The 15,021-nt window shown below is 64.4% G+C and carries 11 protein-coding genes and 1 pseudogene; 9 read left to right on the forward strand and 3 right to left on the reverse strand.

Translation table 11 applies throughout. The features are described from left to right. The first annotated feature begins 99 nt into the window (after nucleotides 1-99). The 5 genes from FJ948_RS26950 to FJ948_RS26970 all read left to right on the forward strand — a co-directional run bounded on the left by FJ948_RS26950 (nucleotide 100) and on the right by FJ948_RS26970 (nucleotide 4,727). Complete coding sequence (locus tag FJ948_RS26950; RefSeq protein ID WP_140709835.1) at nucleotides 100-540, forward strand: hypothetical protein; 441 nt, start codon at nucleotides 100-102, stop codon at nucleotides 538-540. 108 nt (nucleotides 541-648) lie between these two features. Next, nucleotides 649-1,788, forward strand: coding sequence for a c-type cytochrome biogenesis protein CcmI (gene ccmI, locus FJ948_RS26955; protein ID WP_140709837.1), 1,140 nt, complete (start codon nucleotides 649-651; stop codon nucleotides 1,786-1,788). A 7-nt stretch (nucleotides 1,789-1,795) separates the two neighbouring features. Next, complete coding sequence (ccmE, locus tag FJ948_RS26960) at nucleotides 1,796-2,239, forward strand: cytochrome c maturation protein CcmE (RefSeq protein WP_135883386.1); 444 nt, start codon at nucleotides 1,796-1,798, stop codon at nucleotides 2,237-2,239. Between the two features lie 2 nt (nucleotides 2,240-2,241). After that, nucleotides 2,242-4,227 carry a heme lyase CcmF/NrfE family subunit gene (locus tag FJ948_RS26965; RefSeq protein WP_140709838.1) on the forward strand — a complete coding sequence of 662 codons (1,986 nt, stop codon included), beginning with the start codon at nucleotides 2,242-2,244 and terminating at the stop codon, nucleotides 4,225-4,227. Next, complete coding sequence (locus FJ948_RS26970) at nucleotides 4,224-4,727, forward strand: cytochrome c-type biogenesis protein (RefSeq protein WP_140709840.1); 504 nt, start codon at nucleotides 4,224-4,226, stop codon at nucleotides 4,725-4,727. Before FJ948_RS26965 ends, FJ948_RS26970 begins: the two co-directional genes overlap by 4 nt. Here the strand turns inward: FJ948_RS26970 and FJ948_RS26975 are convergent. Together FJ948_RS26975 and FJ948_RS26980 are read right to left on the reverse strand one after the other, a co-directional pair. Further along, nucleotides 4,685-4,993, reverse strand: a pseudogene (locus FJ948_RS26975) (type II toxin-antitoxin system RelE/ParE family toxin). The gene FJ948_RS26970 and the pseudogene FJ948_RS26975 overlap by 43 nt on opposite strands. Continuing rightward, nucleotides 4,990-5,259, reverse strand: coding sequence for a CopG family ribbon-helix-helix protein (locus FJ948_RS26980; protein ID WP_140709841.1), 270 nt, complete (start codon nucleotides 5,257-5,259; stop codon nucleotides 4,990-4,992). The pseudogene FJ948_RS26975 and the gene FJ948_RS26980 overlap by 4 nt, the downstream one beginning before the upstream one ends. Nucleotides 5,260-5,457: 198 nt before the next feature. Here FJ948_RS26980 and FJ948_RS26985 point away from each other — a divergent pair, with 198 nt between their 5' ends. From FJ948_RS26985 to FJ948_RS27000, 4 genes are all read left to right on the forward strand, one after another. Continuing rightward, nucleotides 5,458-7,008, forward strand: coding sequence for a Do family serine endopeptidase (locus FJ948_RS26985; protein ID WP_140709842.1), 1,551 nt, complete (start codon nucleotides 5,458-5,460; stop codon nucleotides 7,006-7,008). A gap of 357 nt (nucleotides 7,009-7,365) precedes the next feature. Then, nucleotides 7,366-8,040: a response regulator transcription factor gene (locus tag FJ948_RS26990; RefSeq protein ID WP_181173855.1), complete on the forward strand. Its 675-nt coding sequence runs from the start codon at nucleotides 7,366-7,368 to the stop codon at nucleotides 8,038-8,040. Between the two features lie 8 nt (nucleotides 8,041-8,048). Further along, nucleotides 8,049-9,524, forward strand: a complete 1,476-nt coding sequence (locus FJ948_RS26995; RefSeq protein ID WP_140709845.1) for an ATP-binding protein — start codon at nucleotides 8,049-8,051, stop codon at nucleotides 9,522-9,524. Then, nucleotides 9,524-12,484, forward strand: coding sequence for a bifunctional [glutamine synthetase] adenylyltransferase/[glutamine synthetase]-adenylyl-L-tyrosine phosphorylase (locus FJ948_RS27000; RefSeq protein WP_140709847.1), 2,961 nt, complete (start codon nucleotides 9,524-9,526; stop codon nucleotides 12,482-12,484). The genes FJ948_RS26995 and FJ948_RS27000 overlap by 1 nt, the downstream gene beginning before the upstream one ends. A 22-nt stretch (nucleotides 12,485-12,506) precedes the next feature. On the opposite strand, the gene FJ948_RS27005 is transcribed toward FJ948_RS27000, so the two are convergent. Next, the gene (locus FJ948_RS27005; RefSeq protein ID WP_140709849.1) at nucleotides 12,507-14,828 is read right to left on the reverse strand and encodes a PAS domain-containing sensor histidine kinase; all 2,322 of its coding nucleotides are present in this window, start codon (nucleotides 14,826-14,828) and stop codon (nucleotides 12,507-12,509) included. Nucleotides 14,829-15,021: the final 193 nt, after the last annotated feature.

Consider the following 15,021-nt stretch of genomic DNA (forward strand, 5'->3'; position numbering starts at 1 on the left):
CCAAATTTCCGACAAATATCAATACTATGGCCACGCTGAGATGACGCGGCCCCCGGCGCATCCATGGCAGGCTCCAACTCAAGAATACCGGTTGTTGGCATGAAGATTCGCGTCGCGCTTTTTTCCGCATTGCTGGCCGTGTCGGGCTGCACCACCTTGAGCGGCAAGGGGCCGACCGTGGCGGCTACCCCGGCCTCGACGCCGCCGGCGGGCGGCAAGGTCGTCACCAAGTCGATCATTTCCGCCATGGGGGGCGGCCTCATCGGCGGGTCGATCGGCAACGGCCTGAGCGAGACCGAGAAGCGCAGCGCGCTCGAGGCCGAATACAAGGCGCTCGAATACAACACCAGCGGCCAGAAGGTGACGTGGAAGGGCGATCAAGCTTCGCGCTATGGCGAGGTCGTTCCAGCCCAGCCCTACCGCGTCGGTTCGCAGGACTGCCGCCAGTATACGCAGACGGTGTTCAGCGGCGGCGCCAGTTCCACGGCACACGGAACAGCCTGCCGCAATGCCGACGGCAGTTGGACGCCATTGACCTGAGGCTGGTCCGGTGGCCGGTGCCAGTCGGCGACATTCGGCCTCCTGCCGTCAAAGCGTCGCAGGATGGATATGTTGGCAGGGCAGGGCTCTGCCTTTATTGGAAGAACCATGCTGTTCTGGGTCATAGCCGCAATTCTCACGCTGGGCGCCAGCCTGGCGGTGCTTTTGCCGCTGGCCGGGGGCTCCAAGGGTGCGTCATCGAGCAGCGATCACGATCTGGAAGTCTATCGCGACCAACTGGCCGAACTCGACCGCGATGCCGCGCGCGGCATGATCCGGCCCGCTGAGGCGGCCGAGGCGCGCGCCGAGATCGCCCGCCGCATCCTTCGCCTTGGCAATGCGGATATGGCCGGCAAGACGTCCGGCAGGGCGGCGCCGGTCACGGCAAGGCTTGTGGCGACCGTGGCCGTGCTGGCGGTCCCGTTGGTCAGTTGGGGGCTCTACAGCCAGATCGGCTCGCCTGACTTGCCGTCGCAGCCGCTCGGCGAGCGACTGGCCAAGAACCCCGCCGACAGTTCGGTCGACGAATTGGTGGCGCGCGCCGAAGCCCATCTCGCCGCCAATCCTTCTGATGGAAGGGGCTGGGACGTGCTGGCACCGGTCTATCTGCGCATGCAGCGCTTCGCCGACGCCGTCGCGGCCTACCGCAACGCCATTCGCCTCGACGGCGACAGTGCTGCCCGCCGGGCCGGTCTCGGCGAGGCGATCGCCGGTGCCGCGGGCGGTATTGTTTCGGCCGATGCCCAGGATGCCTTCGAGGCGGCCTTGAAGCTTGACCCCGCCAATGCGAAAGCCAGCTTCTATCTGGCCATGGCCTTGGCGCAGGAGGGCCGTGGCCAGGAAGCGACCGCGGCCTGGCAGGCGACGCTTGCTAAGCTGCCGCCGGATTCGCCGTGGCGCGGCGCCATCGAACAGGCATTGGCCAAATCCGGCGGCCCCGAAGTCGCTTCCGACGCGGCCACGAAGGGCCCCGATGCCGCCGATGTCGACGCGGCTTCCTCCATGTCGCCGCAGGACAGGGAAGCCATGATCAACACCATGGTCGCCGGGCTCGACGACAAACTTCGCCAGAATCCACGCGACGCGGAAGGATGGATGCGGCTCGTTCGTTCCTATGTCGTGCTGGGCAAGGCTGACCAGGCGCGCGATGCGCTGGGTCGCGCCATTGCGGTCTTTGGCCCCGGCAGCGAAGAAGCCAAGAAATTCACCGCCTTTGCCGCCTCGATCGGCCTGACGGCGACGGAGTAGGCCTGATATGACGCGCAAGCAGAAACGATTGTCGGTGATTGTGGGCGGCCTGGCTTTCCTCGCCGCCGCCACCGGCCTGACCTTCTACGCGCTCGGTCAGAAAGCGTCCTATTTCTACATGCCGGCCGATCTGACCACCGCCAGTGTGCAGCCCGGCCAGCGCATCAGGCTCGGCGGTTTGGTCGAGAAAGGCACCATCCAGCGCGGCCAGGGTGCGACAGTCGCCTTTTCGGTTACCGATACGCATAAATCGGTCAAGGTCACCTATACCGGCATCCTGCCCGATCTCTTCCGCGAAGAGCAGGGCGTCATCACCGAGGGCACTTTCGGCCCCGACGGCGTTTTTGTCGCCGACAGCGTGCTGGCCAAGCACGACGAGCGTTACATGCCCAAGGAAGTTGCCGCCGGTCTGAAGGCCAAGGGCGTCTGGCAGGAGAGCAAGAGTGAATAGCCATGGTTGAAACCGGACATTTCGCCCTGGTCCTGGCGTTCGCGCTCTCGCTGGTCCAGACCATCGTGCCGCTGTTTGGCGCGCGGCTGAGCAACCAGCGCCTGATGGCGGTCGGCGGCCCCGTCGCGGTGACCGGTTTTGCCTTGACGGCCCTGTCCTTCGCGGCACTTGCCAGCGCCTATGCGAGCTCCGATTTTTCGCTGGCCAATGTCTGGGAGAACTCGCATTCGCTGCAGCCGCTGATCTACAAGATCACCGGAACCTGGGGCAACCATGAAGGTTCGATGCTGCTCTGGGTGCTGATCCTGACTTTCTTCGGCGCGCTTGTCGCCGCTTTCGGCTCCAACCTGCCGGCGACGCTGCGCGCCAACGTGCTCGCCGTGCAAGGCGCCATCGGTGCTGCCTTCTTCCTGTTCATCCTGGCGACGTCCAATCCCTTCATCCGGCTCAATCCGGCACCCATCGAAGGCCGCGATCTCAACCCGATCCTGCAGGATCTCGGCCTAGCCATTCATCCGCCGCTGCTCTATCTCGGCTATGTCGGCTTCTCGATCTGCTTTTCGTTCTCGGTCGCCGCCCTCATCGAGGGGCGCATCGATGCCTCCTGGGCACGCTGGGTGCGGCCATGGACGCTGGTCGCCTGGATGTTCCTGACCGGCGGCATCGCGATGGGATCGTACTGGGCCTATTACGAGCTCGGCTGGGGCGGTTTCTGGTTCTGGGATCCGGTTGAAAACGCGTCCTTCATGCCGTGGCTGGCGGGCACCGCGCTTTTGCATTCGGCCATCGTCATGGAAAAACGCTCGGCCTTGAAGATCTGGACGCTGCTGCTCGCCATTTTAACCTTCTCGTTGTCGCTGCTCGGTACCTTCCTGGTGCGTTCGGGCGTGCTGACATCCGTCCACGCCTTTGCCACCGATCCGACGCGCGGCGTCTTCATCCTGTGCATCCTGACGCTGTTCATCGGCGGCTCGCTGGCATTGTTTGCCCTGCGCGCCTCGAGGCTGACGGCAGGCGGCCTGTTCCATCCGGTTTCGCGCGAAGGCGCGCTCGTCCTCAACAATCTGTTCCTCACCACGGCGACCGCCACCGTGCTGGTCGGCACGCTCTATCCGCTGGCGGTCGAGGCTTTTTCGGCCGACAAGATCTCGGTCGGAGCGCCGTTCTTCAACCTCACCTTCGCCCCGCTGATGGCGCCGCTGCTGGTGGTGGTTCCTTTCGGACCGCTGCTGGCCTGGAAGCGCGGCGATGTCCTTGGCGTCGCGCAGCGCCTGATGGTGGCGTTCGGGGCCGCTCTTCTGGCGACGCTGGTCACGGCCTTGTTCATCGATGGCGCTTCGGTGCTTGCCGCGCTTGGCGTCGGCCTTGCCGTCTGGCTGATCCTTGGCGCGCTGACCGACCTCGCCGTCAAGGCCGGTGTAGGCAATGTCGCCGTGCCGGTCATGGTCAGGCGCCTGGTTGGTCTGCCTCGCTCGGTCTTCGGGACCGCCTTCGCCCATCTTGGCCTCGGCCTGACGGTGCTCGGCATTGTCGGCACGCTCTGCTTCGGCACGGAGAAGATCCTCTCCATGCATGCCGGTGAAACTGTCGAAATCTCTGGCCACACGGTGCGTTTCGTCGGGCTCTATCCCGCGCAGGGACCGAACTACAGCGAGGATCGCGGCCGTTTCGAGCTGATCGGCGTCAGCGGCAGCCCTGTCGGCGAAATCAGTTCGGCCAAACGCTTCTATCCGGTGCGGCAGATGACGACGACGGAGTCCGGCATCAGGACCATCTTCCTCTCCCAGCTCTACATTTCCCTCGGCGACGAGGGCAAGGACGGCTCGGTGGTGGTGCGACTTTGGTGGAAGCCGCTGGTGACGCTGATCTGGGGCGGCGGTCTGGTGATGATGGCGGGCGCGGCCATGTCGTTGATGGACCGGCGGCTGCGGGTCGGTGCACCTTCGCGCCGCCGCAAGCAGACCGTGGCAGACGCGAGCCAGCCATGAAGGCAAGGCTGTCCGCCTCGTTGCTCGCCCTGATGCTGATGCTCGGTGTGGCCGGCACGGCGCTGGCCGTCAAGCCTGACGAGATGCTGGCGGATCCGGCGCTGGAGGCGCGGGCGCGGGCGCTGTCGGAGGGCTTGCGCTGCATGGTCTGCCAGAACCAGTCGATCGACGAATCCGACGCCGACCTCGCCCGCGACCTGCGCATCCTGGTGCGCCAGCGCCTCGTTGCCGGCGATACCGACAAGCAGGTGATGGACTATGTGGTCTCCCGCTACGGCGAGTTCGTGCTGCTGAAGCCGCGTTTCGATCTGCGCAACGCTTTGCTGTGGGGCACGCCGGTTCTCCTGCTTTTGGCCGGTGGCGTGTTCATAGTGCTCAGCACCCGATCGCGCCGGCTTCCGGCAACGGCAGCGCTTTCGGCCGAAGAGCAGGCCGCTCTGGACAAGATGCTCGGCGATCAATCCGGCCATTCGTCCGGTGGCCAGTCCCGCGACGTGTGAGTGACATGCAAGACAACGACGCTCTCACGGCCTGAGATCGACTTCAATTCATAGACAATGATTTAGGGCAGGCGGCTGATCGGCTTTTCATAGGTGCCGGTTACCCTACCGGAACGGCCAGTCGCCATGTCACCAAGACCCCGACCCGTGGCGCGAATGCGATCCGCCAGGCGTCGTGCCGCGGCCGGGTTGTCCTGCGCGATAAACGCGACCTGCCTTTTGATATCGTCGAGTGCGTCCCGCGACCAGGTGACGATCCGCTTCACGCGCTGGCCGCGCGTCTGGCTTCCACTACGTCGATGATGGCGTCGATTTCCGCCATGGCTTTTTCATGGGCGACGAGATGGCCAGCCTCCGCGTCAGCCATGCCACGCTTGACACCTTCGATGATCTCAAGCTCGCGATCGACATAGGCCGACACTGCCTCGGCCGCGAGGAAGGACCTACTGCGACGGGTGTCGGCGGCGATCCGCTCCAGATTCACCTTGGTTTCTGGCGAAACGCGAATTGTCATCGTAGTGCTTGCCGTCATGATGAAAGCCTTGTGCTGATTTGTGTACAACATGATGCAATCGCCGGCTGCGACCAAGGATTCGTGCGACCTCGCTGCTACGACAAACATTACCAAAGTTTCATGCACCGGAAATGGCGGTGTAATGTGCGCCGCTCTAATTCTCGTTCCCTGAGGATGCCGATCAAGGCGCGTCCCTTCGAAAGAGGATACGAACCCATGAATATCGCCCCCAATTCATATTCCCGCACCCGCAAGCGTCTTCTGGCGGCCGTCGCGTCCGTCGCCGTCGCCGGCGCGATCGGCGTTGGCGCGCTGACCAGCGGAACCAGCCCCGTTCTGGCCGATGCCGTACGCGTCGAGGCGCCGCAGGTTCCGGGCTTCGCCGATGTCGTCGAGCGCGTTTCGCCCGCCGTGGTCAGCGTCAAGGTTAAGGCCAAGATCCAGCCGACCGCCGATGACGGCTCCGATGATCAGGACGGCCTCGACAATCTTCCCAACAATCCGCAGTTGCGCCGCTTCTTCAAGGAGTTCCGTGGCTTTGGCGACCAGGGTGGCCAGAATGATGAAGGTCACCGCCGCTTCGGTCACCGCGACCGCAACAACGACCAGCCGCGTCCGGTGGCGCAAGGCTCCGGCTTCTTCATTTCCGAGGACGGTTATCTCGTTACCAACAACCACGTCGTCGAAGAAGGCACCGCCTTCACCGTGGTGACCAATGACGGCAAGGAACTCGACGCCAAGCTGGTCGGCACCGATCCGCGCACCGACCTCGCCGTGCTCAAGGTCGACGGTGGCGGCAAGTTCACCTATGTCGACTTCGCCGACGATTCCAAGGTTCGTGTCGGCGACTGGGTCGTGGCTGTCGGCAATCCGTTCGGTCTCGGCGGCACCGTCACCGCCGGCATCGTCTCGGCGCGCGGCCGCGACATCGGCGCCGGCCCCTATGACGATTTCTTGCAGATCGACGCCTCGGTCAACCGCGGCAATTCGGGTGGCCCGACCTTCAACCTCAACGGCCAGGTGGTCGGCATCAACACCGCCATTTTCTCGCCTTCCGGTGGCAGTGTCGGCATCGCCTTCGACATTCCGGCATCCACGGCCAAGCAGGTCGTCGGGGACCTGATGAAGAGTGGTGCCGTGCAGCGCGGCTGGCTCGGTGTCGAAATCCAGCCGGTCACCTCGGACATCGCCGAATCGCTCGGTCTGAAGTCCAACAACGGAGCATTGGTGTCCAGCGCCCAGGATGAAGGCCCCGGCAAGAAGGCCGGCATAGCAGCCGGCGACGTGATCACCCAGGTCGACGGCAAGGACGTTGCCTCGCCGAAGGAACTCGCCCGCCTCATCGGGGCCTATTCGCCCGGCAAGTCGGTCGATGTCACCGTGTGGCGCGACGGCAAGAGCCAGACCATCAAGGTCGATCTCGGCAAGCTGCCCGCCAGCGACAAGCAGGCGTCGGGCGACCAGCAGCAGCAACCCGCCGCCCCGGCAAAGCCGGACACGCTGGCCGATCTCGGCCTCACCGTCACCAAGTCCGAAAACGGCAAGGGACTGGTGGTCACCGACGTCGACCCCGACAGCGCCGCCGCCGATCGCGGCATTCAGCCGGGCGATGTCATCACATCGGTCAACTCGGCCGAGGTCAACGGCACCGAAGACGTCACCAAGGCCATGGCCGATGCCGTCAAATCCGGGCGCAAGGCCGTGCTGATGCAGATTACCCGTGACGACAACAACCGTTTCGTCGCGCTGCCGGTCGCCAAGGGCTGAGACGACTTTTCCAATGCGGCGGTTTCAACACCCCCGAGTCGCCGCATGGGAAAGCAAGAAGGAGCGCGCGTTAGTCAGTCATCGCGCACTTCTTCAGCGGCAGCGGGCTTTCCATCGCCCGCTGCCGCGCACCGGATATGGCTGCCACATCACGCCCTCGGGCCCGAATGCCGGTAGGCACGGCGATTGCCGGGTAACGAGATGACGGTGACCTGGAATTTTCGGCGTAACGACGCCACGCAACAAAGATTTTATCACGCACGCCCTCGATCATCTTGATCGAGAAGCGCTTTGGCAAAGGCTAAAATGCAGATGCCGGCTACTCAACCTTCCAGCGAAATCGCGTATAACGGCCATATGAAGATTCTCGTCATGGAAGACGATCGCGAGGCCGCGGATTATCTGCAGAAAGCCTTCACCGAAGCCGGTCATACCGCGCATGTCGCGGGTGATGGCGAGACCGGCTTCGCGCTTGCCGACGCGGGTGACTATGACGTGATGGTTATCGACCGGATGATGCCGCGCCGCGACGGCCTGTCGGTCATTGTCGCCCTGCGCTCCAGGGGCAACACGACGCCGGTGCTCATTCTCTCGGCGCTGGGCGAGGTCGATGACAGGGTCACCGGTCTGCGCGCCGGCGGCGACGATTATCTGACCAAGCCCTATGCTTTTTCCGAGCTCCTGGCTCGCGTCGAAGTGCTGAACCGGCGCGCCAGTGCCAAGGAGGCAGAAACCGTCTACCGGGTCGGCGACCTCGAACTCGACAGGTTGTCGCATTCTGTCCGCCGTGCGGCGCGTGAGATCACGCTGCAGCCGCGCGAATTCCGCCTGCTGGAATATCTCATGCGCCATGCCGGCCAGGTGGTGACGCGCACCATGCTGCTCGAAAATGTCTGGGATTATCATTTCGATCCGCAGACAAATGTCATCGATGTCCACGTCTCGCGGCTCCGCGGCAAGATCGAAAAGGGCTTCGACAAGCCGATCCTGCATACGATTCGCGGCGCCGGCTACATGCTGAAGGGCGGCTAGGCGACAGCATGGCGCTTTCCGTGCCCGCCATCATGAGGACGACGGCCGCGCGGCTTTCGGCGCTTTATCTCCTGCTCTTCGCGCTTTGCGCGGTGCTGCTTGTCCTCTACATGACCTCGCTCTCGGCGCGTATGCTGACCGGGCAGACGCAGGAAACCATCAATGACGAGGTGCTCGGTCTTGCCCGTGCCTATCAACGCGGTGGCCTGCCGGTATTGGTCCGCGTGGTTGAGGCCCGCTCACGCCAGCCCGGCGCCAACCTCTATCTGATCGCCGATGCCAACGGCCAGATCCTGACCGGTAACGTGCAGAGCCTGGAGCCGGGCGTTCTCGACAACGAAGGCTGGACCACCAGCCCTTTTTCCTACCAGCGCTTTGGCGAGGGGGAACTCGATCGTCTGCGCAACTTGCCCGCCGACAAGGGGACCGCGCAATCCGACCAGAGCGAAACGCAGGCGCAGGGCGAGAAGGGTCACAACGCCATTGCCCTCGTGCTGCGCCTGCCAAACCAGATGATCATGCTGGTCGGCCGCGATCTCGGCGAACCGGAGCGGTTCCGCGCCGTCATCCGCCGTTCGCTGATGCTGGCGCTCGGCATGATGGGACTGGGCGGCCTTCTGATCTGGTTCTTTGTCGGCCGTGCGGCGCTGAAGCGTATCGACAGCGTGTCGGAGGCGAGCCGCCGTATCATGGGCGGCGATCTCTCCGGCCGGCTGCCGGTGACCGGCGCCGGCGACGAGTTCGACCGGCTCTCGGAAAACCTCAATGCCATGCTGGCCAGGATCGCGACGCTCAACGAGGGCCTGAAGCAGGTTTCCGACAATATCGCGCATGATTTGAAGACGCCGCTGACCCGGCTGCGCAATCGGGCCGAGGCGACCCTTTCGGGCAAGCAGAAGACATCGGACTATCGGCAGGCGCTGGAAGGCACCATCACGGAGTCCGACCAGCTTATAAAGACCTTCAACGCCATCCTGATGATCTCCCGGCTGGAGGCCGGGTATTCTTCCGAGCATACCAATCGCGTCGATCTGGCGGCCGCCGTGCGAGACGTCGTCGAACTCTACGAGCCGGTGGCCGAGGAGGCCGGCGTGTCGCTGGATGCCGAGGTGAACGGCGCTTTTGTCGTGAACGGCAACCGCGAGCTGATCGGCCAGGCGCTCTCCAACATCGTCGACAATGCGATCAAATACTCGACCGATTCCACGTCCAAGCCGGCGGTCCGCGTGGCGATCGAACGCACGCGTGGCGAGATCAGGCTTTCCGTCATGGACAATGGCCAGGGCATCCCCGACGATGCCGATCGCGCCCGGGCGACGGAACGGTTCGTGCGGCTGGAAAAGAGCCGTTCGCAACCCGGTTCCGGCCTTGGCCTAAGCCTCGCCAAGGCGGTCATGACATTCCATTATGGCCGGCTTGACCTGTTGCCCGGCAATCCCGGACTATCCGTGGTCATGAGTTTCCCCGCACGGGAGGACCACTGATGGCGGCCGTTGCCAGGGTGAGCAAGAAGGACTGGTTGCTGAGCCTGGAAACCCAGCTTGCTCCACTCGACCAGGCCCGGGCACGACAGGAACTGTCCGAAATCGCGGCTGTGACGCGCGAAGAGGGGCTGACGCGGGCGGCCAAATTCCTGGCCGGCAAGGGGGCGGCGCAGGATTTCCTGGCCGCCGTCTTTGACCTTTCGCCGTTCCTGCGCGATACGGCGCGCCGCCGGCCGCAACTCCTCGACGGGCTGTTCGACCTGCCGATCGAGGCCCGCCTGGAGGCGATCACCGCCGCGATCGACCAGGCGCCGCTGGCCGAAACGGTTTCGGAATCCAGCCTGATGATGGAGCTGCGCAACCATAAGGCCGAGGCGCATTTCCTGATGGCGCTCGCCGACCTCTCGGGCGAGGCCGAAACCTCGCTGACCGTCAGGCGGTTGAGCGACCTCGCCGACGCCTGCACCCGCGCGGCCGTCGATTTCCTGCTGCGCGACGCGCACGGCCAGGGCAAGCTCAAATTGCCGGACCTCGACCACCCGTCGCATCGATCGGGCTGGGTCCTGCTCGGCATGGGCAAGCTCGGCGCGCATGAGCTGAATTTCTCTTCCGACATCGACCTCGTCGTGTTCTTCGACCCGGAAGCGCCCGCCGTGGTCGATCCTCTCGATGCCACCGACCTGTTCTCACGCCTGACGCGCCGGCTGGTTCGCATCCTGCAGGATCGCACCGAGCACGGCTATGTCTTCCGCACCGATCTGAGGTTGCGTCCCGATCCCGGCTCGACGCCGCTGGCGATTCCGGTTGAAGCCGCGCTGCGCTACTACGAGGCGCGCGGCCAGAACTGGGAACGCGCCGCGATGATCAAGGCGCGCCCTGTGGCGGGCGATCTCGCCGCTGGCGACGCCTTTCTCAGGGAGCTCCAGCCCTATATCTGGCGCAAATACATGGACTACGCCGCGATTGCCGACGTCCATTCGATCAAGCGCCAGATCCACGCCCATAAGGGCCATGGCGAGATCGCGGTGAAGGGTCACAACGTCAAGCTTGGGCGCGGCGGCATCCGCGAGATCGAGTTCTTCGTCCAGACCCAGCAACTGATCGCCGGCGGCCGCTTCCCGGAGCTGCGCGGCCGCGAGACAGTGCCGATGCTCGGTCAACTCGCGGCCCGAGGCTGGATCACATCGGACGCGCGTGACGCGCTCGCCGACCAGTATTGGTTCCTGCGCCGGGTCGAGCACGCCATCCAGATGGTGGCCGACGAGCAGACGCACACGCTGCCGGAAGACGATGAAGGGCTGGAGCGCATCGCCCGCATGCTGGGCTTTGCCGACGCGCCCGCTTTTGCCAGCGCGTTCCGTGCTTCGCTGCAGCAGGTCGAGCGCCACTATGCCGCGCTGTTCGAAACCGCGCCGGAGCTTTCGGCCGGGATCGGCAATCTGGTCTTCACCGGCGACGTTGACGACCCGGACACGCTGCAGACCCTGCACGGTCTCGGCTTTCAGCGGCCAAGCGATATCTGCCGTGTCATCCGCGGCTGGCATTTCGGCCGCTATCGCGTCACCCAGTCTGCCGAGGCGCGCGAGCGTTTGACGGAACTGACCCCCGCTCTGCTCAAGGCCTTTGGCCAGACGCGTCGGGCCGACGAGGCGCTGGTCCGTTTCGACGAGTTCCTCGCCGGCTTGCCGGCCGGCATCCAGCTGTTTTCGCTGCTGCAGTCGAACCCCGCACTGCTTAAGCTTTTGGCGACGATCATGGGTGCGGCGCCCCGGCTGGCGGCGATCATCACCCGCCGGCCGCATGTCTTCGATGGCCTGCTCGACCCGGCATTGCTGACCGAGCTCCCCGATCGCGCCTATCTCGCGGCGCGGCTTTCCGCCTTCCTCGAAGGCGACAGGGCTTATGAGGACGTGCTCGACCGGCTGCGCATATTTGCATCCGAGCAGAAATTCCTGATCGGTGTGCGCCTTCTCGCGGGCTCGATCGATCCGGCTCGCGCCGGCCGCGCTTTCTCCGATCTGGCGGACCTGACCATCGCGGCGGCGCTGCAAGCGGTGACTGCTGAATTCGCCGTGCGCCACGGCACGATCGCCGGGGGGGTGGTTTCGCTGCTCGGCATGGGCAAGCTCGGCAGTCGCGAATTGACCGCCGGGTCGGATGTCGATCTCATCCTGCTCTACGACCACGATTCGGACGCCGAGGATTCCGATGGCGACAAACCGCTGGCGCCGTCGCACTATTACACCCGCATGACGCAGCGGCTGATATCGGCGGTATCGGCGCCGACGGCGGAAGGGGTGCTTTACGAACTCGACCTGCGTCTGCGGCCGTCCGGCAACAAGGGACCGGTCGCCACCCATATCGATGCCTTCAAGAAATACCAGCGCCAGGAGGCATGGACGTGGGAACACATGGCCCTGTCGCGGGCGCGGCCGATTGCCGGTGACGCCGGCCTGTGCGGCGAGGTCGAGGCGGAAGTTGCCGCGGTGCTCGGCCAGCCGCGCGATGCGGCGAAGGTAAGGGCCGAGGCCTCGGAAATGCGGGCCATGATCGAGCAGGAAAAGCCGCCCCGCGATCTGTGGGACATAAAGCTGATCCCGGGCGGTCTGATCGATCTCGAATTCATCGCCCAGGTGGCTGTCATCACCGGGCAGGTCGAAGCCGGATCGCGCGCCACCGGTACGGCCGAGATTCTGTCTCGCCTGACGCCACGTTTCGCCAATGCCGCGATCAGGCAGAACCTGGGCGATGCTTTCGCCCTTTATCTGGCGCTGACCCAGATGACGCGGCTTTGCCTCACCGGACCTTTCGAACGCGACGACGTCCCCCCCGGGCTTTCGGATCTGCTTCTGGCGGTCACCGACCTGCCGGATTTCGGGGTGCTGGAAGCACACCTCAAGGAGACGTCGCGGACGGTCAGGAAGGATTTCGATCTTTTGCTGCGTGCCGGAGGATCGTGATCGGCGGTCGGTCCGACTAGAGCTAAGCCGCAGCCTTCACCGACGCCGGCGCTTTCCTCACCGGAATGCGCACCGACACGATCGTGCCGACACCTTCGGTCGAACGGATTTTCAGCGCGCCGCCCTGCAACTCGGCCAGCGAGCGCGAAATGGCAAGGCCGAGACCGGAGCCGGCATGGTTCTTGGAGAACTGGTTCTGTACCTGTTCGAACGGCCGTCCGAGCTTGCCGAGCGCTTCCTTCGGGATGCCGCAGCCATTGTCCTCGATCGTCAGCACCAGCGCGCCCGACGTGTTGCGGGCCCGGACCGATATATGCCCCCCCTGGCCGGTGAACTTCACCGCGTTGGACAGGAGGTTGATGACGATCTGCTTGATCGCGCGGCGATCGGCGAACAAGGTCAGCGCATCGGCGATGCGCGTTTCCACGGTGATCGCCTTCTGTGCCGCCTGCAGCGAGACGACCCGCACCGTCTCGCTGATCAGCGGACCGAGGTCGATCTGTTCCTGGTCGAGCGAAAACTGGCCGGCCTCGATCTTCGACATGTCGAGGATGTCGTTGATGACGCCGAGGAGATATTTGCCGCTGCTGTTGATGTCGGTGGCGTACTCCTCGTAGCGCTCCGAGCCCAGCGGGCCGAACAGCCCTTGCTCCATCAGTTCCGAGAAACCGATGATGGCATTCAGCGGTGTGCGCAATTCATGCGACATGTTGGCCAGGAATTCGGATTTGGCCCGGTTGGCCGCTTCGGCGCGTTCGGTTTCCTTCATGTATTTGCGGTTGAGGTCGACCAGTTCACTGGAGCGCTCTTCTTCGGAGCGCCTGGCGAGGCTGAGATCGTGGATCGTCGCCATCAGCCGGCGCTCGCTGTCGACCAGCTTCTCCTGGTGCAGCTTGATCTGGGTGATGTCGGAGCCAACCGAGACGATGCCTCCATCCCTGGTCCGGAGTTCGTTGACCTGCAGCCAGCGACCATCGGCGAGCTGCCGCTCGAACGTGGCGCCGCCCTGCGGACCATTGGTGTTGGCAAGCCGCCGCTCCGAGGCAAAGGCCAGCATCCGCTCTTCCAGGGAGGCGCGCGTCACCCCTGGCATCACATCGCGATCCGACAGCCCGTTGTCGTGCTGGTATTTGGAATTGCACATGATCAGGCGCTGAGCCGAATCCCACAGCACGAAGGATTCATTGATGTTCTCGATCGCGGTTCGGAGGCGAAGATCGGCGGCTTCCGAACGCAGCGCCAGATGGCGCTGCTCGGTGACGTCGACGGCGATGCCGATCAGCTGGATCTCGGGGGCTTCCGGGTCCATGACCTGCGCCCGGGCGCGCATCCAGACCCATTGGCCATCGGCATGCCGCATCCGGAACACCTGGTCGATGTGGTCGATTTCTCGCGCGACGATCCTGTTGGCGAGTTCGAACAGGTCGCCATCCTCGGGATGGATGATCTCGTCGACCTCGCCGAAGGACAGCATCGTCTCGCACGGCTCGTAGCCGAGCATGTCGTACATCGAGCGCGACCAGTACATCTTGCCGCGCACCATGTCCCAATCCCACAGGCCGCAACGGCCACGCACCAGCGCCATGTCTATACGCTGATGCGCCTCGAGATAGATGCGGTCGGCTGCCTGCGCGCGCGCCGCCTGCCCGAAATAGGCATAGAGGATGATGATCAGAACGCCCGCCGTCAGCACGAACAGGGTGACGTTGAGCGAGACTGTCTTGCGCCAAGTGTCGAAGACCGCCTCTTGCGGCACAAGCGCCGCGGCGGCTCCCTTCCTGTCCTTGGAGAGGCTGACCGCCGCGTACCAGTCCTGCCCGCCGATGTTGACCTCCATGACACCGGCGCGGTCGCCGAACATGAACAGAGGCTGGCCGCCCTGGACCAGGCCGTCGAGCGAATGGCCTTGCCAGGGCACCGAGCGCGGCGTCACGGCGGTGATCTTGAAGGCGCTGTCGGTGATGACCAGCACATGGCTGCGGCCCATCGCGCCCTGGCGGCTGGTGGTCTCCAGCAGGTCCTGGGTGGCGCCCGGCAGCGTGTCCGATGTGGTGGCGAGCGAACTGGCGAGCTGCGCGGCGGCCAATGTCAGGATTGCCTTGGCGTCGCGCTCGACATCGTCGCGTTCGTTCATCAGCGAGAGCACACGCAGCCCCGCGATGACGATCAGGAAGATGACGATGAGGGCCGGTATCGACCGGCGCAGCAACGGTTCGGCGGCCAGAAGCCGCTTGTAGGCCGGTTCGGCGATGAGCCGCGTGTTCCCGGCAAGGCCGTCGCTGCGCGTCTCGCGACGCGCAAAAGCCATCCCACCGGGCGCGCCCCACGCGTCCGCCTTCGCCATAAATGGCACTCCCCGATTTCAGTATGCCGCATTTCTATGTGCTGGTGATCCGGCAACACCGCACTTCCGAATCGCCATTAAAGAATCAAAGGTGATTCGCCTTGTCCAGTGGTCGGGCGAAAAAAGATTAAAAATCGAATAAAATAATGCGCTTTCCGGCGCCGCCGGTGTCGCTCGGCGCCGCTCTGCTTTC

It is taken from the genome of Mesorhizobium sp. B2-3-12 (assembly GCF_006442205.1).
GTDB lineage: Bacteria > Pseudomonadota > Alphaproteobacteria > Rhizobiales > Rhizobiaceae > Mesorhizobium.